Source organism: Allobosea sp. MMO-172 (assembly GCF_037147855.1).
Taxonomy (GTDB): Bacteria; Pseudomonadota; Alphaproteobacteria; order Rhizobiales; family Beijerinckiaceae; genus Allobosea.
Genome location: NZ_JBBCUM010000007.1, coordinates 158,283 through 180,856, shown reverse-complemented (window position 1 = coordinate 180,856; position 22,574 = coordinate 158,283). Strand labels below are relative to the sequence as shown.

Annotated in this window: 21 protein-coding genes; 12 read left to right on the top strand and 9 right to left on the bottom strand. The window is 67.3% G+C overall.

The window, feature by feature from the left end; all coding sequences use genetic code 11:
* Together WFK61_RS12830 and WFK61_RS12825 are read right to left on the bottom strand one after the other, a co-directional pair.
* The gene (locus WFK61_RS12830) at positions 1-426 is read right to left on the bottom strand and encodes a tripartite tricarboxylate transporter TctB family protein (protein WP_336812181.1); all 426 of its coding nucleotides are present in this window, start codon (positions 424-426) and stop codon (positions 1-3) included.
* A gap of 42 nt (positions 427-468) precedes the next feature.
* Entirely contained in the window at positions 469-1,440 is a 972-nt protein-coding gene (locus WFK61_RS12825) for a Bug family tripartite tricarboxylate transporter substrate binding protein (protein ID WP_336812180.1), read from the bottom strand.
* A 212-nt stretch (positions 1,441-1,652) separates the two neighbouring features.
* Here WFK61_RS12825 and WFK61_RS12820 point away from each other — a divergent pair, with 212 nt between their 5' ends.
* The 5 genes from WFK61_RS12820 to WFK61_RS12800 all read left to right on the top strand — a co-directional run bounded on the left by WFK61_RS12820 (position 1,653) and on the right by WFK61_RS12800 (position 7,201).
* Complete coding sequence (locus tag WFK61_RS12820) at positions 1,653-3,104, top strand: bifunctional 2-methylcitrate dehydratase/aconitate hydratase (RefSeq protein ID WP_336812179.1); 1,452 nt, start codon at positions 1,653-1,655, stop codon at positions 3,102-3,104.
* A 6-nt stretch (positions 3,105-3,110) separates the two neighbouring features.
* Positions 3,111-4,043 (top strand): methylisocitrate lyase, encoded by a 933-nt coding sequence (gene prpB / locus WFK61_RS12815; protein ID WP_336812178.1) that lies wholly within the window; start codon positions 3,111-3,113, stop codon positions 4,041-4,043.
* A 118-nt stretch (positions 4,044-4,161) separates the two neighbouring features.
* The gene (locus WFK61_RS12810; RefSeq protein ID WP_336812176.1) at positions 4,162-5,112 is read left to right on the top strand and encodes a Bug family tripartite tricarboxylate transporter substrate binding protein; all 951 of its coding nucleotides are present in this window, start codon (positions 4,162-4,164) and stop codon (positions 5,110-5,112) included.
* Positions 5,113-5,191: 79 nt separating this feature from the next.
* Positions 5,192-5,677: a tripartite tricarboxylate transporter TctB family protein gene (locus tag WFK61_RS12805; protein ID WP_336812174.1), complete on the top strand. Its 486-nt coding sequence runs from the start codon at positions 5,192-5,194 to the stop codon at positions 5,675-5,677.
* Between the two features lie 3 nt (positions 5,678-5,680).
* On the top strand, positions 5,681-7,201 hold the full coding sequence (locus WFK61_RS12800) for a tripartite tricarboxylate transporter permease (protein ID WP_336812172.1): 1,521 nt from the start codon (positions 5,681-5,683) through the stop codon (positions 7,199-7,201).
* A gap of 6 nt (positions 7,202-7,207) precedes the next feature.
* Here the strand turns inward: WFK61_RS12800 and WFK61_RS12795 are convergent, their stop codons facing one another.
* On the bottom strand, positions 7,208-7,924 hold the full coding sequence (locus tag WFK61_RS12795; RefSeq protein WP_336812170.1) for a GntR family transcriptional regulator: 717 nt from the start codon (positions 7,922-7,924) through the stop codon (positions 7,208-7,210).
* A 148-nt stretch (positions 7,925-8,072) separates the two neighbouring features.
* Here WFK61_RS12795 and WFK61_RS12790 point away from each other — a divergent pair, with 148 nt between their 5' ends.
* Genes WFK61_RS12790 through WFK61_RS12775 form a run of 4 tightly spaced genes read left to right on the top strand, consistent with a single transcriptional unit; the run spans position 8,073 to position 10,692 of the window.
* Positions 8,073-8,711, top strand: a complete 639-nt coding sequence (locus WFK61_RS12790) for a lysophospholipid acyltransferase family protein (protein WP_336812169.1) — start codon at positions 8,073-8,075, stop codon at positions 8,709-8,711.
* Complete coding sequence (locus WFK61_RS12785) at positions 8,708-9,658, top strand: phosphatidate cytidylyltransferase (RefSeq protein WP_336812167.1); 951 nt, start codon at positions 8,708-8,710, stop codon at positions 9,656-9,658. The genes WFK61_RS12790 and WFK61_RS12785 overlap by 4 nt, the downstream gene beginning before the upstream one ends.
* Positions 9,655-10,044, top strand: coding sequence for a hypothetical protein (locus tag WFK61_RS12780; RefSeq protein ID WP_336812165.1), 390 nt, complete (start codon positions 9,655-9,657; stop codon positions 10,042-10,044). Before WFK61_RS12785 ends, WFK61_RS12780 begins: the two co-directional genes overlap by 4 nt.
* A 3-nt stretch (positions 10,045-10,047) precedes the next feature.
* Positions 10,048-10,692, top strand: coding sequence for a CDP-alcohol phosphatidyltransferase family protein (locus tag WFK61_RS12775; protein ID WP_336812164.1), 645 nt, complete (start codon positions 10,048-10,050; stop codon positions 10,690-10,692).
* Positions 10,693-10,704: 12 nt separating this feature from the next.
* Here the strand turns inward: WFK61_RS12775 and WFK61_RS12770 are convergent, their stop codons facing one another.
* The 6 genes from WFK61_RS12770 to pdxR all read right to left on the bottom strand — a co-directional run bounded on the left by WFK61_RS12770 (position 10,705) and on the right by pdxR (position 18,327).
* Entirely contained in the window at positions 10,705-11,850 is a 1,146-nt protein-coding gene (locus tag WFK61_RS12770) for an iron-containing alcohol dehydrogenase (protein ID WP_336812162.1), read from the bottom strand.
* Positions 11,850-13,232, bottom strand: a complete 1,383-nt coding sequence (locus WFK61_RS12765) for an aldehyde dehydrogenase family protein (RefSeq protein ID WP_336812160.1) — start codon at positions 13,230-13,232, stop codon at positions 11,850-11,852. Before WFK61_RS12765 ends, WFK61_RS12770 begins: the two co-directional genes overlap by 1 nt.
* 49 nt (positions 13,233-13,281) lie before the next feature.
* On the bottom strand, positions 13,282-14,649 hold the full coding sequence (locus tag WFK61_RS12760) for a glutamine synthetase family protein (RefSeq protein WP_336812158.1): 1,368 nt from the start codon (positions 14,647-14,649) through the stop codon (positions 13,282-13,284).
* Between the two features lie 92 nt (positions 14,650-14,741).
* Positions 14,742-15,086, bottom strand: a complete 345-nt coding sequence (locus WFK61_RS12755; protein WP_336812156.1) for a RidA family protein — start codon at positions 15,084-15,086, stop codon at positions 14,742-14,744.
* 56 nt (positions 15,087-15,142) lie between these two features.
* Positions 15,143-16,753: a GMC family oxidoreductase gene (locus WFK61_RS12750; protein ID WP_336812154.1), complete on the bottom strand. Its 1,611-nt coding sequence runs from the start codon at positions 16,751-16,753 to the stop codon at positions 15,143-15,145.
* Positions 16,754-16,785: 32 nt separating this feature from the next.
* Entirely contained in the window at positions 16,786-18,327 is a 1,542-nt protein-coding gene (gene pdxR, locus WFK61_RS12745) for a MocR-like pyridoxine biosynthesis transcription factor PdxR (RefSeq protein ID WP_336812152.1), read from the bottom strand.
* Between the two features lie 133 nt (positions 18,328-18,460).
* Here pdxR and WFK61_RS12740 point away from each other — a divergent pair, with 133 nt between their 5' ends.
* From WFK61_RS12740 to WFK61_RS12730, 3 genes are read left to right on the top strand one after another with little or no spacing between them, the layout of a single operon-like run.
* Positions 18,461-19,567 (top strand): mandelate racemase/muconate lactonizing enzyme family protein, encoded by a 1,107-nt coding sequence (locus WFK61_RS12740; protein ID WP_336812150.1) that lies wholly within the window; start codon positions 18,461-18,463, stop codon positions 19,565-19,567.
* Complete coding sequence (locus WFK61_RS12735) at positions 19,564-21,057, top strand: aldehyde dehydrogenase family protein (RefSeq protein ID WP_336812148.1); 1,494 nt, start codon at positions 19,564-19,566, stop codon at positions 21,055-21,057. The genes WFK61_RS12740 and WFK61_RS12735 overlap by 4 nt, the downstream gene beginning before the upstream one ends.
* Positions 21,058-21,077: 20 nt before the next feature.
* Positions 21,078-22,376, top strand: coding sequence for an NAD(P)/FAD-dependent oxidoreductase (locus WFK61_RS12730; RefSeq protein ID WP_336812146.1), 1,299 nt, complete (start codon positions 21,078-21,080; stop codon positions 22,374-22,376).
* Positions 22,377-22,574 lie beyond the last annotated feature (198 nt).

Here is a 22,574-nt window from a genome sequence, read left to right as displayed (position 1 = left end):
TCAGATCCCCAGTGGTCCGCGTGGCAGCGGCAGGTCGAGCAGTTTGTCGAGCAGCACGAAGAAGACGATCGCGGTGGCGACGGCCGAGACCGCCGCCGGAAGGGGCCGCGCATGGAAGGCGAGCGCCGCCACGAAGCAGAGCAGGGCCGTGGCGGCGATGAAGCCGATCGGCAGCAGGAGCAGCGGATAGATCAGGCTCGCCACGAGCACGGCGAGCGCCCGCGGCCATGTCCCGAACTCCATCGTCACCGGCCCCGGGCGCAGCATCAGGATGCATCCGCCCAGGATCAGCACGCCGCCGATGATCGTCGGAAACATCCGCGGCCCCACCGGGTCGGCCGCGAAGGGCACATGCAGGGTCTGCGCGTGCCAGATCGCGCCTGCACCAAGCAATGCGCAGATCAATCCGACCAGGCGATCGATCATGATCTCCTCCCGTCCCGCTGTCGTGGCGAAGGGCTTCAGACCTTACTTGGCGAGGCCGACCTCGGCGGCGAGCGCCCGGAAGTCGGCGGTCCGCTTCTTGGCGAAGGCGTCGAACTCGGCGCCGACCATGCTGAACTCGAACAGGCCTTGCTCGCCGCGCGCCTTCTGCCAGCGCGGATCGGCGTTGAGCTTGGTCAGCACGCCCGTCCAGTAGGCATAGGACGCTTCTGGCGCCTTCGGCGGGACATAGAAGCCGCGCACGATCGGCCATTGCACGTCGTAGCCCTGTTCCTTGGCGGTCGGCACGTCGGCGAAGGCGCCGGGCAGGCGCTTTTCCGAGAAGGTCGCGAGCAGTCGGATCTCGCCGGCCTCCAACTGACCGCGCACCTCGGAGGCATCGCCGGGGAAGAGGTCGATATGGCCGCCTATGAGGGCGCCGATCGCCTCGCCGCCGCCCTCATAGGCGAGATAGCGCATCTTGCGGGGGTCGACGCCGGCCGCCTTCAGCACGAGCGCCGGCTTCATCCAGTCCTGGCTGCCGACGGTGCCGCCGGCGCCGACCTTCACCGAGGTCGGGTCCTTCTTCAGGGCCTCGACGACATCGGCCAGCGTCTTGAAGCGGCTGTCCTTGCGCACGGCGAGCACGCCGTAATCGGCGCCGATCGCGCCGAGCCAGCGCACGTCGGATTCGCTGAAGCGGCCGAACTTGCCCTGCGCGAGATTGACCCATGAACCGGTCGAGACCGCGACGATGACATTGGCGTCGGCGGCGCGCTGCGCCTGGATGTTGTTATAGGCGATGGCGCCGATGCCGCCCGGCATGTTGGTGGTGCGGATCGAGGGGCCGACCAGCCCTGTCTCGTTCAGCATGCGGCTGGTGAGCCGGCAGGTCAGGTCGAAGCCGCCGCCGGGCGCGGCCGGCGCGATGCATTCCGGGTTCTGCGGCTGGAAGTCCTGCGCGTGGACGGTTGCCGAGAGCAGCAGCGCGCAGCAGGTGGCGATCGTTGTCCTCATGGCGTTCCTCCGAAAGTCTTGTTGGCCCCGCCTGTCGGCGGCGGGCTTCTGTCGCCAGTCCGGGCTCTCGATCGGTCCGGTTCGATTGTCGACAATTTTTAGATTAGCGACCCGGCGCCGCTTGTCAAACGGGCAAGTCGATGTAATTTGTGTCGACAATAAATGCTTGCCAAAACGAAAAGGCGAGCGATCGATGCGAGGAACGGCCTAAAATGGCGACATTCAACAACAATGAGCGCCCGGCTCCGGACGGCGTGCTGGTCGATATCGCCGATTACGTGCTGAACTATCGCGTCGAGAGCAGCCTCGCCTACGAGACCGCCCGCAACTGCCTGATCGACACGATGGGCTGCGGCATGGAGGCGCTCGAATATCCCGCCTGCACCAAGCTGCTCGGCCCGGTCGTTCCGGGCACCACCGTGCCGAACGGCGCCCGCGTGCCGGGCACGCCCTATCAGCTCGATCCGATCCAGGCGGCGTTCAATTTCGGCACGATGATCCGCTGGCTCGACTTCAACGATTGCTGGCTCGCAGCCGAATGGGGCCACCCGTCGGACAATCTCGGCGGCATCCTCGCGGTTGCGGACTGGCTCTCGCGCACTGCGGTCGCCGCCGGCAAGGCGCCGTTGACGATGCGCGACGTGCTGACCGCGATGATCAAGGCGCACGAGATCCAGGGCTGCCTCGCGCTGGAGAACGCCTTCAACAAGGTCGGCATCGATCATGTCATCCTGGTCAAGGTCGCCTCGACCGCGGTGGTCGCCGGCATGCTCGGGCTTGACCGCGACGAGATCGTCAACGCGCTCTCGCTCGCCTTCGTCGACGGCCAGGCGTTGCGCACCTACCGCCACGCCCCCAATGCCGGCTCGCGCAAGAGCTGGGCGGCGGGCGACGCCACCAGCCGCGCCGTCCGGCTCGCGCTGATCGCCCGCACCGGCGAGATGGGCTATCCGTCGGCGCTCTCGGCCAAGACCTGGGGCTTCTACGACGCCTCGTTTCGCGGCCAGAGCTTCAAGTTCCAGCGCCCCTACGGCTCCTATGTGATGGAGCATGTGCTGTTCAAGATTTCCTACCCGGCCGAGTTCCATTCGCAGACAGCGGTCGAGGCGGCGATGACCCTGCACGGCCAGCTCAAGGCGATGGGCCGCAGCAGCGACGACATCGCCTCGATCAGGATCAGGACGCACGAGGCCTGCATCCGCATCATCGACAAGCGCGGCCCGCTGCATAATCCGGCCGACCGCGACCACACGATCCAGTACATGGTCGCCGTGCCCTTCATCTTCGGCCGCCTCACCGCCGCCGATTACGAGGATGATGTCGCCGCCGATCCGCGCATCGATGCGCTCCGCGACAAGATCGAATGCGTCGAGGACCCGGCCTTCACCAAGGACTATCACGACCCCGAGAAGCGCTCGATCGCCAACGGCATGACGGTGACCCTGAAGGATGGCACGGTGCTGCCCGAGCTCGTCGTGGAATACCCGATCGGCCACAAGCGTCGCCGCACTGATGGCATCCCGCTGCTGGAAGCCAAGTTCCGCACCAATCTCGCCCGTCGCTTCGTCGAGAAGCGCCAGCGCCAGATCCTCGACGTCTCCTTGGATCAGGCCAGGCTCGAAGCGATGTCCGTCAACGACTACGTCGATCTCTACTGCAACTGAGCGCCCATGCCCTATCTCGTCGCCTCCGATCTTCCGTCAGAGCCGGCCGGCCAGCGCTTCCGGGCGCTGGTCGAGCGCGGCGGCATCGCCCAGCTTCCCGGCGCCCATAACGGCATGGCCGCGATTCAGGCCAGGATGGCCGGTTTCGAGGGACTGTATCTGTCGGGCGCGGCGATGACCGCCTCGATGGGCATTCCCGATCTCGGCATGATCACCGTCGACGAGGTTGCCTTCTTCATCCGCCAGATCGCGCGGGCCTCGGGCCTGCCGCTCTTGGTCGATGGCGATACCGGCTATGGCGAGGCGCTCAACGTCATGCATATGGTCCGCGTCTTCGAGGAGGCCGGCGCCGGCGCCGTCCATATCGAGGATCAGCTGCTGCCGAAGAAATGCGGCCATCTCAACGACAAGAAGCTCGCCGACGCCCATGACATGGCGGCGAAGGTCGCCGCCGCCGCCAAGGCTCGCCGGCATCTCTACGTCATCGCCCGCACCGATGCCGCCGCGAGCGAAGGCATCGACGGCGCGGTCGCCCGCGCCAAGCTCTATCTTGAGGCTGGCGCCGACGCGATCTTCCCGGAGGCGCTGACCACGGCCGAGATGTTCCGCGAGTTCGCCCGCCGCATGCCCGGCGTACCGCTGCTCGCCAACATGACCGAGTTCGGCCGCACGCCCTTCTTCACGGCCTCGGAGTTCGAGACGATGGGCTACCGCATGGTGATCTGGCCGGTCTCCTCGTTGCGCGTCGCCAACAAGGCGCAGGAAAAGCTTTACGCGGCGCTCGCTCGCGACGGCGGGACGCATGCCATGGTCGATCAGATGCAGACGCGGGTCGAGCTCTACAAGACGATCGGGCTCGCCGATTACGAGGCGCTCGACGCCTCGATCGTCGCGACCATCGCGCCGGAAGGCATGCCCCAGCGCGAGCGCAGTGCATGAGGCCAGCGGGGCGCCGGAACGAGCCGGAGCCCGAACCGCGGATCACGCGGCAAGAAACGACCAGAAGAAACGACCAGCTCGAAAAGAGCGGCGTAACGACAACGGGAGGAGATGAAAGATGCTGAAGCGTTTGACGATGGCCGGCGTCCTGGCTCTGGGGCTCGGCGCCGGTGCGGCCCTGGCTGAGCCGGCCAAGGTGATGATCCCCGCCAATCCCGGCGGCGGCTGGGACGGGGCCGGGCGCCACACCATGGCGGCCTTCGCCCAGTCCAAGGTCTTCACGGACGGGGCGTCCTTCACCAACAAGGGCGGTGCCGCCGGCACGATCGGCCTCGCCGAATTCGTCCGCACCGCCAAGGGCGATGACAATGCCCTGCTGGTCACCGGCGTCATCATGGTCGGTGGCGTCATCACCAACCAGACGCCGGTCTCGCTCAAGGACACGACGCCGCTCTTGCGCCTGACCAACGAGTACAATGCCATCGCCGTGCCTGCGAACTCGCCGATCAAGACGCCGGCGGACTTCATCGCCGCGCTCAAGGCCGATCCCGGTGCGCTCTCGGTCGGCGGCGGCTCGGCCGGTGGTGCCGACCATGTCATGCTGGCGCTGCTCGCCAAGCATGCCGGCGCGCCCGTCGCGAAGATCAACTTCGTCGCCTTCTCCGGCGGCGAGATCCTGGCCGCGCTCGGCGGCGGCAAGATCAAGGCGGCGATCTCCGGCGCCTCGGAATTCCGTGCCTTCGCCGAATCCGGCCGTATCCGGATCATCGCGACCTCCGGCCCGACGCGGGTCGAGGGCCTCAACGCTCCGACGCTGAAGGAAGCCGGCATCCCGGTCGAGGTCGGCAACTGGCGCGGCTTCGTCGGCGCGCCCGGCATGAGCGACGCCGCCAAGAAGACCTGGCTCGACCGCTTCGCCAAGCTCCACGCCACCAAGGAGTGGAAGGAGACGCTGAAGACGCAGGGCTGGGAGGACGCCTATCTGCCGGGCGACGCCTTCAACGCTTTCCTCAAGGGCGAGGAAGCGAACTGGACCAGCGCGCTCAAGGAAGTCGGCATCCTGAAATAATCCGTGCCTGAACAATGCGGCGCGCGCGAGCGCGCCGCCCGCGTTTTGCTGTGAAGAGCAGGGTAGGGCGATGCCGTCGATGAAGAACGATTCCGTAGCGTCCGGCGGCGGACGGCCCTGGTGGCTCGGGCTCGCGATCCTGGTCATGGGCGCGCTCTGGCTCAATGGCGCGCGCAGCATCGCCTCGACCACCAATTATGTCGGTGTCGGGCCGGCCGCGATCGTGCTCGCCGTCGGGCTCGGTCTCGTTCTGCTCGGCTTCCTGCTGATCGTGCAGGCGCTGAAGGGGCAATTGGCTTCTCACAGCGAGGATGAGGAAGAGGCGCCGTTCTCGCGCCCCGCCTTCCTGATGGCGCTGGCTGGCGTCGGCGTACCCTTGCTGACGATCCGCTGGCTCGGCTTTCCCTTCAGCGCGATGCTGGCCTTCACGCTGGTGACCCATGCCTTCGGTTCGCGCCGGACGCTGCTCGATCTCGGTATCGGCGCGCTGATCGCCAGCCTCGCCTGGCTCGGCTTCTCCCGCCTCGGCATCAGCCTTGGCCCCTTCTTCCCGCTGCTGGGCTGAGTCATGGACATCCTGAACCAGTTGCTCGGCGGGTTCGCGGTTGCCCTGCAGCCGATGAACCTGTTCTGGGCCTTCATCGGCTGCGGCCTCGGCACGGCGGTCGGCGTGCTGCCCGGCATCGGCCCCGCGCTGACCATCGCGCTGCTTCTGCCCGTCACCGCGCAGGTCAATCCGGCCTCGGCCTTCATCATGTTCGCCGGCATCCTCTACGGCGCGCTCTATGGCGGCTCGACCACCTCGATCCTGCTGAACACGCCGGGCGAGAGCGGCTCGGTGATGACGGCGCTCGAAGGCAACCGCATGGCCCGCCGAGGCCGTGGCGCGGCAGCGCTGGCGACGGCCGCGATCGGCTCCTTCGTTGCCGGCACGATCGGCACGCTGGCTCTGACCTTCCTCGCTCCGGCCATCGCCGAGCTCGCCTTCGTCTTCGGCCCCGAAGACTATTTCGCTTTGATGATGCTGTCCTTCACTTCGGTCGCGGTGGTGATGGGGCGCTCGATGGTGCGGGGCTTCGCCGCGCTGTTCTTCGGGCTCGCGCTCGGGACGATCGGCATCGACACCCAGACCGGCCAGACGCGCATGGTCTTCGGCTCTCTCGAACTGCTCGACGGGATTTCCTTTACCGTCGTGCTGGTCTCGCTCTTCGCCATCGGCGAGACGCTCTATGTCGCGAGCCGGCACAGCGCCGCACCGGCCGCGATCAATCCGCTCTCCGGCGGCAGCTGGATGACCCGGCAGGATTGGAAGCGTTCATGGAAGCCCTGGCTGCGCGGCAGCGTCATCGGCTTCCCGATCGGGGCGCTGCCGGCCGGCGGCACGGAAATCCCGACCTTCCTGTCCTATGCGCTGGAGCGCCGCCTGACCAAGCATCCCGAGGAGTTCGGGCAGGGCGCCATCGAGGGCGTCGCCGGGCCTGAGGCTGCCAACAACGCGGCCGCTGCCGGCATTCTCGTGCCGCTCCTGACGCTCGGCCTGCCCTCGACTGCGACAGCCGCCGTCCTGCTCGCCGCTTTCCAGAATTACGGGCTCCAGCCGGGACCGCTGCTCTTCGCGACCAACCCCGATCTGCTCTGGGGCCTGATCGCCTCGCTCTATATCGGCAACGTCATCCTGCTGATCCTCAACCTGCCGCTGGTCGGCATCTGGGTCCGGCTGCTGCTGATCCCCCGGCACTACATCTATGGCGGTATCGTCGTCTTCGCGATGGTCGGCGTCTGGGGGCTCTCGACCTCATGGATGGACCTCGCGCTGATGTTCGGGCTCGGCCTCGTCGGCTATGTCGCGCGCGTCCATGATTTTCCGATCGCGCCGGCGCTGATCGGGCTGATCCTCGGCCCGCAGGCGGAAATCCAGCTCCGGCGCGCGCTCGCGGTCAGCCAGGGCGACTGGAGCGTGCTGGTCGGCACGCCGATCGCGGCGACACTGCTCGCGGTCGCGGCTCTGGTTCTGATCGTGCCACCGCTGCTGGCCTATCGCCGCCGCCGCGCCGAGGCGGATGGACAATCGGCCACTGCTGCCGGCTGAGCGGGGTCAGCGCTTCGCGCCGTTCCGGCGCTTGCCGGGCTTGGCGCTCTCGCTTGCCGCAAGCGCGGCCTGAAGCGCCATGCGCGCGGCGCGGATATGGCGTCGCATCAGGATTTCCGCGAGCTCGCCGTCGCGATGACTGATCGCCTCGGTGATGCGCATATGCTCACGCCAGGCCTCGCGGCCGCGCCCCGGCACGGTGGAATGCAGGCGCCGGCACAGGCGCAGCCGCGGGTAGAACTGCTCGCAGAGCAGTTCGGCCAGGATCGGATTGCCGCTGCCCTTGGCGATCCGACGGTGGAAATCCGCCTCCGGCTCGTCCTGGAGATAGGCGCCCATCGGATTGCGCTCGATCTCGCCGCGATGGCCCGTGACCAGCGCTTCCAGCGCCGCGATCTCGTCGTCGCTCATGCTTTCGGCCGCGAGGCGCGCGGCCATGCCCTCGGTCGCCTCGCGCACATCGAGCAGCGCGAGGAACTCTGCAGCGCTCGGCTCGGCGACGCGCGCGCCCTGATTGGCGACATAGGTGACGAGCCCGCGCTCCTGCAGGCGCCGGATCGCCTCGCGCACCGGCGCGCGGCTGACGCCGAAATGGCGGGCGATCGCCGGCTCGCTCAGCTTGGCGCCGGGCGCGATCTCCCCGGAGACGATGGCCGAGGTGAGATCGTCATAGAGTTTGACGGTGACGCCCACGCTCGCGGGGGGCAAAGTCTCGGCCAGCATCGAGCGGGTGCCTATCTGCTTCTGTTGCGCGGAGTATAGCGCAGCCGCCGCGATTGCCGAGCCTGTTCATTGCCTTGCCGGCGATATCGACAGCGCCGGTAACAGGCGCTACCTCCTCTCGCAGGCTAACGAGGGTGGGACCGGCGGAATGCGTGGGATAGCGGCAGGTCTGGCGGGCGCGCTCATCCTCTTCTTCGCACGATTCATCACCGCCGTCCGTGGCCGCTGGGCCGGCATCGGGCCGACAGACGAGCAGCGCATCTACTTCGCCAATCACGCGAGCCATGGCGATTTCGTCCTGATCTGGACGGTGCTGCCGCGGCGCCTGCGCTTCGCGACCCGTCCTGTCGCCGGCAGCGATTACTGGCTGCAAAGCAGCTTGCGCCGCTTCATCGGCCGCGATGTCTTCAATGCCGTCCTGATCGACCGCGACCGAGAGAGCCGCACCAGCGATCCGATCGCGCAGATGACAGAAGCGCTCGATGCCGGTTCCTCGCTGATCGTTTTCCCGGAGGGGACGCGCAACACCACCGAGGCGCGTCTGCTGCCGTTCAAGAGCGGCCTGTTCCATCTGGCGCAGGCGCGGCCGAACGTGGCGCTGGTGCCGGCCTGGATCGACAATCTCAACCGCGTCATGCCGAAGGGCGAGTTCGTGCCGATCCCGCTGATCTGCACGGTGACCTTCGGCGCGCCGCTGCATCTCGCCGAGGGCGAGGCGAAGCAGGATTTCCTGAAAAGGGCGGAAGCGGCGCTGCTTGCCCTGTCCCCGAAGGCGAACGCGTCATGACGATGCCGCATCCCGATCTCGTGGCCGTCCTCGCCGGCATCCTTGGCGTTCTCGTCCTCGCCTCGACCATCGGCTTCGTGCTTGAGCGCCGGCTCTCGCCTGACGGCTCGAACGCGGTGATCGAAAACCTCAACGACCGCATCCGGGCCTGGTGGGTCATGGTCGTGCTGATGGGGCTCGCGCTCATTGGCGGCAAGACCGGCGTGACCCTGCTTTTCGGCTTCTGCTCCTTCGCGGCCTTGCGCGAGTTCATCACGCTGACCGATACGCGCCGGGCCGACCACTGGGCGCTGGCTGCGGCCTTCTTCGTCGTGCTGCCGGTGCAGTATTACCTGATCTGGATCGAGTGGTACGGGCTCTACTCGATCTTCATCCCGGTCTACGCCTTCCTGTTGATGCCGATCATCGCGGCGGCGCGCGGCGATACCGAGCATTTCCTCGTCCGCATCGCCGAGGTGCAGTGGGCCTTGATGATCTGCGTCTTCGCCACCTCGCATGTGCCGGCGCTGCTCAGCCTTGATATCGCCGGTTACGAGGGCCGTAACGTCCTGCTGATCGCCTTCCTCGTCATCGTCGTGCAGATCAGCGACGTCCTGCAATATGTCTGGGGCAAGCTTCTGGGCCGCACCAAGATCGCGCCGAAGCTCTCGCCCTCGAAGACGGTCGAGGGCTTCGTCGGCGGGGCGCTGAGTGCCACCGCGGTCGGCGCCGGCCTGTCCTGGATGACGCCGTTCACGCCGTTGCAGGCGGCCTTCCTCGCGCTTGTCATCGTCCTCATGGGCTTCTTCGGCGGGCTCGTCATGTCTGCGATCAAGCGGGATCGCGGCGTCAAGGACTGGGGCAACCTGATCGCCGGCCATGGTGGCTTCATCGACCGGCTCGACTCGGTCGTCTTCTCCGCACCGATCTTCTTCCATCTCGTCCGCTACGGCTGGTCGGCCGTATGAATGGCCCGCTCGCGCGCCTGATGCGGAGCAGCATCGTCCATGTCGGCTTTGCCTTCCTCGCCATGGGCAGCTGGGCGGCCTTCGCCAACCGCGCTCATCCGATGCCGGCGCCGCTCTATGCGGGGCTGCTGCAAGGCGCGATCTCGGCCACGATCACGCTGGTCCTGAAACGCGCGATCGAATATCTCGCCAGTCGCTTCTCCGGCCTCGCCGCCTTGCTGGCGCCGCCCGTGATCGCCAGCCTCGTCTCGGCGACGCTGCTGACAATCCTGCACACGCTCGGTGGCACGCCCGAGATCGCGAAGACCATCGCCGTGCCGCTCACCGTCGCGACGAGCTACGCCGCGCTCTACAATTATTCGCTCTGGCGCATCCGGAAGGCCTGAACCATGGCGCAGGACGAGAACAGACGCCCGCTCGCCAGCCGTGATTCCGGCTGGGCCCGCGTGATCGCACGCCGCTTGAGCACGGCCTCCGTGACGCCGAACCAGATCTCGATGGCGAGCATGGCGATGGCGGCGGTTGCCGGCATCGCCTTCTGGCAGGCGGGAGCGGCGACCGGTGGCTCGCGCATTGCCTTGTTGCTCGTCGCAGCCTTGTTCTGCCAGTTCCGATTGCTCTGCAATCTCTTCGACGGGATGGTCGCGATCGAGGGCGGCAAGCAGGAGCCTGACGGGCCGTTCTGGAACGAATTCCCCGACCGTGTCGCCGATATCCTGATCTGTGTCGGCGTCGGCTATGGCATGGGCCAGCCGGCCTTGGGCTGGGCGGCGGCGGCTTTTGCCGTGCTGACCGCCTATACCCGCGAGCTCGGCCGCAATTGCGGATTGCCTGCCGATTTCTCGGGCCCGATGGCCAAGCAGCACCGCATGGCCACGATCACCGCCGCAGCCATGCTGTCGCTGCTGGAGCCACTCTGGAACGGCCACAATCAGGTTCTCGTTGCAGCGCTCTGGCTGATTGCTGCCGGCGCCGCGATCACCACGATCAGGCGCGCCGCGAACATCGTCCGCAAGCTGCGCGCCGGTCGATAGTCACTCTCGATCTCAGATCGACTCGATCAGCAGCTTGCGCGCCGCAGCGACGGTAAGCTCCACCGGGTTGCCGCCGGTCGATGGGTCGGCCACGGCCGCCTCGGCCAGTTCGTCGATCCTGTCAGTGCCGACGCCGAGCGCGCCGAGCTTGTCGGGGATGCCGAGATCGGCGCGCAGTTTCATCACGAAATCGTAGAAGCCGTCGAAGCCCCCGGCGATGCCGAGATAGGCGGCGGCCGCCGCGATCTTCTCCTCGATGGCAGGGCGGTTGAAGCGCAGCACCGGCGGCATCACCACGGCATTCGTGGTACCGTGGTGGGTGTGGTAGACCGCCCCGACCGGATGGGAGAGCGAATGGATCGCGCCCAGCCCCTTCTGGAAGGCGACGGCGCCCATCGCGGCGGCTGCCATCATCTGCGTGCGCGCCTCGATATCCCCGCCGTCCGCATAGGCGCGCGGCAGATAGGTCTTCACCAATCGCATGCCTTCCAGCGCGATGCCCTGGCTCATCGGATGGAAGAAGGGTGAGGAATAGGCCTCCAGGCAATGCGCGAAGGCGTCCATGCCAGTGCCTGCGGTGATCGCCTTGGGCATGCCGACGGTGAGCTCGGGATCGCAGATCGTCACGCCCGGCAGGAATTTCGGGTGGAAGATGATTTTCTTGGTATGGGTCTGCGAATTGGTGATGACCGAGGCGCGTCCGACCTCGGAGCCGGTTCCGGCCGTGGTCGGCACAGCGACGATCGGCGCGATGCCCTCGATCGAGGCGCGCGTCCACCAGTCGCCGACATCCTCGAAATCCCATACCGGACGCGTCTGGCCGGCCATGAAGGCCACGCATTTGCCGAGGTCGAGGCCGGAGCCGCCGCCGAAGGCGACGACGCCGTCATGTCCGCCCGCCTTGAAGGCGCGGACGCCGTCATCGAGATTGCGGTCGTTCGGGTTGGGATCGACATCGGCGAAGATCGCCCGGCCGAGCCCGCCGGCTTCGAGGATGTCGAGCGCGTTGGCGGTGATCGCCATGCTCGCGAGCCCCCGGTCGGTCACGAGCAGCGGCCGCTTCATGCCCAGCGCCTTGCAGTGATCGGCCAGTTCCCTGATCCGCCCGGCGCCCAGCTTGACGGCGGTCGGATAGCTCCAGTTCGCGGTGATCGGCATCAGCCAGCTCTCTTCAGATGGTAGGATTTCGGACGGGTGAGGTTGTGGAAGCCGATGACCGAGAGCGAGCCGCCGCGCCCGGTCTCCTTGACGCCGGTCCAGCACAGGGCCGGGTCGAGATAATCGGCGCGGTTCATGAAGACGGTGCCGGTTTCGAGCTCCGCGCCCAAACGGGCGGCGCGCTCGGCATCGCCGGTCCAGAGCGAGACGGTGAGGCCGTATTTCGAGTCGTTCATCAGCGCGAGGGCCTGAGCATCGTCGCGCACCTTCATGATGCCGACCGCCGGGCCGAAGGTCTCCTCGCGCATGATCGTCATGGAATGGTCGACATCGACCAGAATCTGCGGCGCGAGATAGGCGCCGCCATCGTCCTGCGGGAAGAGCTTGGGATCGACCAGCGCCCGCGCGCCCTTCGCGGTTGCCTCAGTGATCTGCTCGCGGACGACCTGCGCGAAGCGCTTATGGGCCATCGGGCCGAGCGAGGTTTCGGGATCGAGCGGGTTGCCGAGCCGGTAATTCGAGACCCAGGCGACCGATTTCTCGACGAAGGCGTTATAGAGGCTCTCATGGACATAAATGCGCTCGATGCCGCAGCAGCACTGCCCTGAATTGAAGGTCGCGCCGTCCATCAGCGTGTCGACCGCCTTGTCGAGATCGGCGTCCTCCATGACATAGCCCGGGTCCTTGCCGCCGAGCTCCAACCCGATCCCGGTGAAGGTGCCGGCAGCGGCGCGCTCGATTGCCTGCCCGCCCGCGACCGAGCCGGTGAAATTGATGAAGTCGAACTGCTTCGCGGCGATCAGGCGCGACGAAGTCTCGTGGTCGAGGAAGACGTTCGCGAAGACCTCTTCCGGCACGCCGGCCTCGTGGAAGGCGCGTGCCAAGCGCTCGCCGGTGAGCAATGTCTGGCTGGCATGCTTGAGGACGATCGCATTGCCGGCGATCAGCGCCGGCGCGACCGAGTTGATCGCGGTCATATAGGGGTAGTTCCACGGCGCGATCACGAAGACGACGCCATGCGGCTCGCGCGCGATGAAGCGCTTGAAGGCGGCGCTGTCCTCGATCACGAGCGGCGCCAGCGCCTCGTTCGCGATCGAAGCCATATAGTTCGAGCGTTCGTTGAAGCCCTTGAACTCGCCGCCGTATTTGATCGGCCGGCCCATCTGCCAGGCGAGCTCGGTCACCACCTCCTGGCCCATCTCGTTGAGCCGCGCGACGCCCTTGAGCACCAGCGCGATGCGCTCGTCGAGCGGGCGTTTCGCCCAGGCTTTCTGCGCCTTGCGGGCGCGGGCGACCACGGCCTTCGCCTCGTCGAGGCTCAAGGCTGGCCGCTCGGCATAGACGGAGCCGTCCACCGGCGACACGCATCGGATCATCGTCATTATTGCTATCCGTCTGGCTGAGGCTTTTGGTGCGGGAGGAGGGGATCGGTCAGGCGCGTTCGAAGCCGCGCTTCACTTCCCAATCGGTGATCCGGCGGTCGTATTCCTCCTGCTCCCATTCGGCGGCGCGGACATAATGGTCGAGCACGTCGTCACCGAAGGCCTTGCGCAACATCGCCGAGCCCTTCAGCGCCACGGTTGCATCGCGCAAGGTCTTGGGGATCTCGCGCACGTTCCGATCGCCATAGGCATCCCCGACAAAGGCCTCTTCCAGCTCCATCTTTTTCTCGATGCCGTCGATGCCGGCGGCGAGCAGCGCCGCCATGGCGAGATAGGGGTTGAGGTCCGAGCCGCCGACCCGGCATTCGATGCGGATGCCCTTGGTGTCGGCGCCGCAGAGCCGGTAGCCGGCGGTGCGGTTATCGGCGCTCCAGACCGCCTTGGTCGGCGCGAAGGTGCCGGCGACGAAGCGCTTGTAGGAATTGATATAGGGCGCGAGGAAGCCGGTGATGTCGGAAGCGTGGGCGAGCAGGCCCGCCACATAGTTCCGCATCAGCGGCGACATGCCGTGCGGCGCCTGCGCATCGAGGAAATGCGGGGTCTTGCCGTCGGCGCTCCAGAGCGACTGGTGGATATGCGAGGAGGAGCCGGCATGGGCGTTGCTCCATTTGGCGAGGAAGGTGATCGACTTGCCCTGCGCCCAGGCGATCTCCTTGCAGGCGTTCTTGATGATCGCGTGCCGGTCCGCCATCGTCAGCGCGTCGGCATAGCGGACATTGATCTCCTCCTGCCCGGCCGAGGCCTCGCCCTTGGAATTCTCCACGGGGATGCCGGCGCCCTGCAGACCGTTGCGGATCGCCCGCATCACCGCCTCTTCCTTGGTCGTCTGGAAGATGTGGTAGTCCTCGTTGTAGCTGCTCGCGGTCTTGAGGTCGCGATAGCCGCTGGCGCAGGCGTTCTCGTAGCTCTGATCGAACAGGAAGAATTCGAGCTCGGTCGCCATATAGGCCTTGAGGCCCATCGCCTCGAGCCGCTTGACCTGCTTCTTCAGCACCGCGCGCGGCGAGTGCGGGATGTCATGGCCGTGATGGTCGAGCACGTCGCAGAGCACGAGCGCCGTCCCTTCGAGCCAGGGCACGCGGCACAGGGTCGAAAGGTCCGGCTTCATCGTATAGTCGCCATAGCCGGCGGCCCAGCTCGTTGCCGCATAGCCGGCTACGGTTTCCATCTCCATGTCGGTGGCGAGCAGGTAGTTGCAGCTATGGGTCTCGTGATGCCCGCTTTCGAGGAAGAAGGCGGCATGGAAGCGCTTGCCCATCAGGCGCCCCTGCATGTCGACGAGACAGGCCAGCACCGTATCGATGCGGCCTGCAGTGACATCCTGCTTCAGAGCGTCGAGCGTATAGGCTTGCGTCATGCCGGTCATCCATCTCCGATGCGCGATCTTCACACGGGAATGCGTCCGGCGGAATAGCCGGCTCGCATGTCTCCGTGCGGTTTATGCAGGGATCAGACCAGTGCCTGGACCTGGATCTCGACCAGGATGTTCTCGGCCGCCAGGCGCGACTCGACGGTGGCGCGGGCAGGCGGCTGCGCCGGATCGACCCAGGCTTCCCAGGCGGCGTTCATCTCGTTGAAATTCGCGATGTCCTTCAGCCAGATATTGGCGACGACGATGCGGGTCTTGTCCGTGCCGGCCATCGCCAGATAGCCGTCGATCTGCTTGAGGATGTCGGCCGTCTGCTCGCGCACGCCGCCGCTGCGGTCGGCGGCGGTGAGGCCGGAGAGGAAGGCGAAGCCGTTGGCGACGAGAACCTTGCTCAATCGTCCGGTCACTTCATGGCGCGTGATCATCGTCTGTCCTCCGGGGAATGATGCCGGCGACCGCCGGCGGGGCAGGGAATTCGCTCTCAGCCTTCCGCCATCAGGGCGGCGGCGCGCTCTCCGACCATCATGGCCGGCGCGTTGATGTTGCCGGAGGGAATGGTCGGGAAGATCGAGGCATCGACGACGCGCAAACCTTCGACGCCATGCACCCGCAATTTGGCATCGACCACGGCGTTGCTCGCATCAGGCCCCATCCGGCAGGTTCCGCAGGGGTGGAAGACCGAATAGGCATTCGCGCGGATGGCCGCGACATGCGCTTCCTCGTCGGCGGCTTCCGGCCCCGGCCGGATCGCGGTGTCGATCACGGCGGAAAGTGTCGGCGTCGCCGCGAGCCGGTGCAGGAAGCGGGCGCCGTCCAGCAGGATGCGCAGGTCCTCGGGATCGGAGAGATAGTTCGGCGCGATCTCCGGCGCGGCATGCGGATCGGGCGAGCGGATCGCGACATGGCCGCGGCTCAGCGGGCGGCAGGGCGAAACGCTCAGGCTGAAGCCGGGAAACGGGTCGGGCTTCATCAGGGCGCGCACGCCCGGCACGGCGCGCTCATAGCTTAGCGGCGAGAAATAGAGCTGCATGTCGGGCCGCGTCAGCTCCGGCCTTGTGCGATAGAAGCCGCCGCCCTGGTTGACGCTGAGCGAGAGCGGCCCGCGCCGCCGCAACAGGTAATTCGCGGCCATGCCGATGCGGGCAGGCCAGGACAGCAGCGCATCGTTCAGGCTCGGCCGCTTCGAGCGGTAGACATGGTCGTAGCAGAGATGGTCCTGCAGGTTGCGGCCGACCGCAGGTTGGTCGAGCAGCGGCGCGATGCCGTGCTGTTTCAGCAGCACCGCCGGGCCGATGCCGGAAAGCTGCAGCAATTGCGGCGAGTTGAAAGTGCCGCCGGAGAGGACGACCTCCCTGCGGGCACCGAAGCGCAAGGTCTCGCCGCCGCGCCTTGCCTCGACGCCGATGGCGCGCCGGCCGTCGAACAGGATGCGCGTGACCTGCAGGTCGGTTTCGAGCTTCACGCGCCCGCGCCGTCTCGCCGGGTGCAGGAAGGCGCGCGCCGCCGATTCGCGCCGGCCGTCGCGCGTGGTGATCTGGTAGAAGCCGGCGCCCTCGCTGGTCGCGCCGTTCAGGTCCGGGTTGAAGCGCAGGCCCGCTTCGCCGGCCGCTCTGACGAAAAGCGGGGTCAGCGGATGGACTTCAGCGGCGACGTTCTCGACATGGAGCGGGCCCCCGGCGCCATGCCAGAGGGAGGCGCCCAGCGCATGATCCTCCATGCGCCTATAGGCGGCGAGCACCTCGGCCCAGCCCCAGCCGGGATTGCCGAGCCGCTTCCATTCGTCGAAATCCTCGGCCTGTCCGCGCGCATAGACCATGGCATTGATCGCGCTCGAACCGCCGACGACCTTGCCGCGCGGCTGGTAGATTTCCCGCCCGCCCAGTTCCGCTTGCGGCGTGGTCCGGTACATCCAGTTCATGCGGCGGTGGTAGAAGGTCTTGCCGTAGCCGATCGGCAGATGGACCCAGGGGCTGAGATCGCGCGGGCCGGCCTCGATCACCAGGATCGAGCCCTGGCCGGCCTCGGCGAGCCGCCCGGCCAGCACGCAGCCGGCCGAACCCGCGCCGACGATGATCACGTCCCATTCGCTCAAGATGCTCTCACCCAGCCAGCCCGACACGATTCCTAGGAAGGATTGGGCTTGCCGCTAAGGGCCATTCCCGCCGAAGCGCCAGTCCATTCGCCGCCCGCCATGAGGTCGTCGATGGCGCGGCGCAGATCGAGCACGCCGGCCTTGATCTCGGCCGGCGTGAAGCCGCTGAAGCCGAGCACGAGCCCATCCCGCGCGATCGGCTCGAGGCAGAAGCGGCTGATCGGCGCGACCGTGACGCCGCGCCGTGCGGCGGCCTGCGTCAGCGCGACCGCGCCGAGCCCATCGCGGAGATAGGCGATGGTGTGCATGCCGGTCTGGGTCGGCACGACCTCCAGATCAGGCGCCAGATGCTCCCGCGCCGCGTCCTCCAGCGCCTGGTAGCGTTCCTGATAGAGCTTGCGCATGCGGCGGACATGCGTCGCGAAATGCCCCTCGACGATGAAGTCGGCGACGATGCCCTGCAACGCTGTCGGAACGCCCGGCGAGAAGGCTTCGAGGCAGATGCCCATCTGCTCGACGAGATGCGGCGGAGCGACGAGGAAGCCGAGCCGCAGCGACGGGAACAGCGTCTTCGAGAAGGTCCCGACATAGATGACGCGGCCGCTGCGATCGATGCTGGTCAGCGTCGCCATCGGCGCGCCCTGGAAGCAGAACTCGCCGTCCCAGTCGTCCTCGATGATCCAGGCACCGCTGGCCTCGGCCGCTTCGAGCAGGGCGAGGCGCCGCTCCAGGCTCATCTTGGCGCCGAGCGGCTGCTGATGCGCCGGCGTCACGAAGGCGAGCCGGAACTCGGGCGCGCGGCGCAGGCCCTCCTCGACGACGAGCCCGGCCTCATCGACCGGGACGGGCACGACATCGACGCCGGACTGGATCATGCTGTTGCGCGCGCCGATCGCGCCGGGGTCCTCGAACCAGACCTTGTCGCCGGGGTCGAGCAGCGTCGCGGCGATGAGCTGGAAGGCTTGCTGCGCGCCGGCCACGACGAAGACCTGCTGCCATTCGCAGGCGATGCCGCGATTGAGCCTGAGATGCGCGGCGATGGCCTGGCGGAGGGCCCGCTCGCCATGCGGATCGGGATAGCCGAGCACCTGATGGCGCGGCTTGCGCCAGTGTTTGCCCGAGAGCCTGGCCCATTGCGCCATCGGGAAGGCGTCGAAGGCCGGCATCGCTGTGGTGAAGGCGCGTGGCTGGTGCGGCAGGCGCGTGCCGAACAGCTTCGACGCCGTGTTCATCGCCTGCGCCAGCTTGACCCGCGCGGTCGGCGCGGCGGTGGCCGCAGCCGCTGGAGCGGGCCGCTCATTCGCCAGCGCCTGGCTGACATAGGTGCCGGAGCCGACGCGTGTCTCGATCAGCCCTTCGGCCGCAAGCCGCTCGAAGCTCTCGACGATGGTGGTGCGGGCGACCTTGAATTCCTGCGCCAGTGTCCGCGTCGCCGGCAGGCGTTCGCCGACCTTGAGCGTGCCGCCGAGGATCAATTCGCGCAGGCCCGCGCAGATCTGGACGCTCAGTCCATGCTCGCCCTCGCGGTCCAGCACGATCGACTGGAGCAGGGCGCCTTCCTCGCGTTTGACCATGATGCCTTGAGGTGGAGTGGACTGTCGATTTGGCGAGAATGGACCTTGGGATCAGGCCAATTCAAGCCCCTTCTTGCGCCGAAGCTGCCTGCGGTCCCGCCGGGCGGCGCTCCCGGAACGGATAGCGGCAGCGATGAAGATCACCCGGCTCGAAAGCTTCTCGACGCAGGACGTCGGCTTCGTCCGCGCGACATGCGAGGATGGCAGCCAGGGCTGGGGCCAGTTCTCGCCCTATAATGCCGACATCACCGCGACCGTCTTCCACCGGCAGGTCGCGCGCTGGGCGATCGGCGCGGACGCCTTCGACATCGACGAATTGATCGCGACGATCGGCGAGCGCGAGCACAAGTTCCCGGGCTCCTATCTCTGCCGCGCCATGACCGGGCTCGACACGGCGTTATGGGACCTGCGCGGGCGGGTCGAGCGGAAGAGCGTCTGTGAACTGCTCGGCGGCACGCCGCGCCCCTTCTCGGTCTATGCCTCCAGCATGAAGCGCGGCGAGATCACGCCCGAAGCCGAGGCCGAGCGCTTCCAGCGCCTGCGCGATGCCCATGGCTACCGCGCCTTCAAGTTCCGGGTCGGTCGCGAATGCGGTCGCGACATCGACGAATGGCCGGGCCGGACGGAGGCGATCGTGCCGCAGATCAGGCGTGCGCTCGGCGCCGAGGCGACGCTGCTCGTTGACGGAAACAGCGCCTATTCGCCGGCCAAGGCCATCGCGGTCGGCAGGATGTTGCAGGATCACGGCATCGTCCATTTCGAGGAGCCCTGTCCCTATTGGGAGCATGCCTGGACACGCGAGGTCCGCGAGGCGCTCGATCTCGACGTCACCGGCGGCGAGCAGGACTGCGATCTCGCGGTCTGGCGCGCCATGATCGACGGCCGCGTGGTCGACGTCATCCAGCCGGACGTCTGCTATATCGGCGGCGTCGGGCGGATGCTGAAGGTCGCCCGCTGGGCGGAAGCCGCCGGCCTGCCGGTGACGCCGCATTCTGCGAACCAGTCGCTGGTGACGGTATTCACGCTGCACATCATGGGCGCGCTCGCCAATGCCGGGCCCTATGTCGAGTTCTCGATCGAGGGGCCGGATTACTACCCCTGGGAGCAGGGTCTGCTGCGTAACCCGCCGCAGGCACGCGACGGTATGGTCGCGATCCCCGACGGGCCGGGCTGGGGCGTCGAGATCGAGCCGTCCTGGCTGGACAAGGCCGCCTATCAGGTCACGGAGATCGGCGCGTGAGCGTGGACCGTGCCGAGCTCGTCGCCGAAGCCATCAGGACGGGCACGCTCGCCGGCCTGCCGGGCGGGCATTTCATCGACGGGCGCTTCGTCGAGTCTGCGTCCGGGCGGCGGATGGAGAGCTTCGATCCCGGCCGCGGGAAGGCCTTCGCCACGGTTGCTGCCGGTGACGACGCGGATATCGATCGGGCGGTTGCAGCCGCTCGTGCGGCGTTGTCCGGCCCATGGTCTCGTCTGAGCCCGGCTGCGCGCGGCGACATCCTGATGCGGGCGAGCCGCCTGATCGCCGAGCGCGCGGCCCGTTTCGCCGTGGTCGAGACCCTCGATTCCGGCAAGCGCCTCGCGGAAGCCGAAGGCGATGTCGGCGGCGTCGTGAAGGCCTTTGCCTATTATGCCGGCGCGGCCGACAAGTTGCACGGCGACAGCATGCCGCTCGGCCCCGATCATATCGGGCTGACGATCGAGGAGCCGGTCGGCGTCGCCGCCCAGATCGTGCCCTGGAACTATCCGCTCTCAACGGCGGCGCGCGGCATCGCCCCCGCGCTCGCCGCCGGCTGCACGCTTGTCGTCAAGCCGGCCGAGCAGACGCCCTTCACGACGCTGATGCTGGCTGAATTGCTTGATGAGGCCGGCCTGCCCGCAGGCGTGCTCAACGTCGTCGCCGGCACCGGTGCCGAGGCCGGTGCGGCGCTCGTCGCCCATCCCGGCGTCGACCACATCACCTTCACCGGTTCGGTCGCGACCGGGCAGCGCGTGATGCGGGCCGCGGCCGAGCATGTCACCCGGCTCGTGCTCGAACTTGGCGGCAAGTCTCCCCTCGTTGTGCTCGCCGATTGCGATCGCGATGCGGCCGTGGCCGGGATCATGGAAGCGATCTTCGAGAATGCCGGGCAGATCTGCTCGGCCGGCTCGCGCCTGATCGTCGAGGAGGCGATCGCCGAGCCGCTGCTGGAGCGTCTCATTGCCAGAGCGCAGGCCTTGCGGCCGGGCCATGGCCTCGGCGATGCCGGGATCGGGCCGATCAATTCGCCGGCGCAGCTCGCGCGCGTCGCCGGCCATGTCGACCGCGCCCGCGCCGCCGGCAATCGCATCCTGACCGGTGGTGCGGTCGTGCCGCCCGAGGAATGCGGCGGCGGCTGGTTCTACCGCCCGACCATCGTGCTGGCTGATGGCCCGAACGATCCGCTGGTGCAGGAGGAAATCTTCGGGCCGGTGCTGACGGTGCAGGTCGTCCCCGATTTCGATGCGGCCATCGCCGCGGCGAACGCCACCTCCTACGCGCTGGTCGCGGGCATCTATACGCGTGATCACGCCAGGGCCTGGCGCTATGCGCGGGCTGTCGATGCCGGTCAGGTCTATATCAACGAGTTCTTTGCCGGCGGCATCGCGATGCCTTTCGGCGGCAACCGCAAATCCGGCTTCGGCCGCGCCAAGGGCATGGCGGGCTTGCGCTCCTACTGCAAGCTCAAGAGTGTGGTGGCGCGAATCTGATCCGGGGGGATGACGCGATAATGTCGAGCGATCTGTTCGCCAGTGATTTCAAGGCCGCGCCCTATTGGTGGGACGAGGTGCCCCGGCCCGACCTGCCGCGCAGCGATCCGCCTGTGCAGGCCGAGGTCGTCGTCGTCGGCTCCGGCTATACCGGTTTGCAGGCGGCGCTCCAGACGGCGCGCGGCGGGCGCCATACGGTCGTCCTCGATGCCGAGGCGGCGGGCTTCGGTTGCAGCACCCGCAATGGCGGCCAGATCTCGACCAGCGTGAAGCCGGGCTTCGACGAACTCAGCCGCCGCCATGGCCGCGAGCGCGCCTTCGCGATCATGCAGGAGGGGCGGAACTCCCTTCGCTATATCGGCGATTTCGTCCGCGACGAGGGGATCGATTGCGATTTCGGCGTCGTCGGCCGCTTCCATGCAGCCCATGCGCCCGGCAAATACGAGGAATTGGCCCGCAGCGTCGGGACCCAGCCGAAGGGGCTGGAGGTCGCCTGCCATGTCGTGCCGCGCTCCGAGCAGCGCAGCGAGATCGGTTCCGATCTCTACCATGGCGGCGTCGTCTACGAGAGCCATGCCTCGATCAACCCGGCCCGCTACCACCAGGGCCTGTTGCAGCGCGTCGTCGCCGCAGGCGCGGAACTCGTCCCGCATTGCCCGGCGACGGGCATTGAGCGCATCGGGCAGGATTTCCTCGTCCAGACCCCGCGCGGCACGATCCGCACCCGCGACGTCGTCATCGCCACCAATGGCTATACCGGCCCGCTGACCGGCTGGCTGCGCCGCCGCGTCATCCCGATCGGCAGCTATGTCATCGCGACCGAGGCATTGGAGCCGGCGCTGGTCGACAGGCTGATCCCGAGGAACCGTATCGTCAGCGACACCCGCAAGGTGGTCTATTACTACCGCGCCTCGCCCGACCGACGGCGCATCCTGTTCGGCGGCCGCGTCTCACTGAGCGAGACCGATCCGCGCCGCAGCGGGCCGCTGCTCCATGCTGCGATGAGCGGCATCTTCCCGGAACTGGCCAATCGCAAGATCAGCCATTCCTGGTGCGGCCTCGTCGCCTACAGTTTCGACGAGCTGATGCATATCGGCCGGCACGAGGGGATGCATTACGCCATGGGCTATTGCGGTTCGGGCGTCGGCATGGCGAGCTATCTCGGCATGCGCCTCGGCCAGCAGGTGCTCGGCCTCGCCGAGGGCAAGACCGCTTTCGACGGTCTGCCTTTCCAGACGCGGCCCTTCTACAGCGGCAATCCCTGGTTCCTCGCGCCGTCGGTCCTCTACTACAGCTGGCGCGACCGGCTGGCGCGCTGAAGCATTTTCAAGCGAAGTGGGCACCGGTTCGCGTGAAGAAAATGCGACAAGACAAAGCATCAGATTGGTCGCCCCGAATTATCAGAGTGGACCTTATGGCCAGACCAATTTCGCCGGACCCTGCATGAGGCGAGATGTGCGGGCGCCGCTAGCAGGCCAACCGCGCGCTCATCTTTGGGGAACGCATCTTTCAAACGG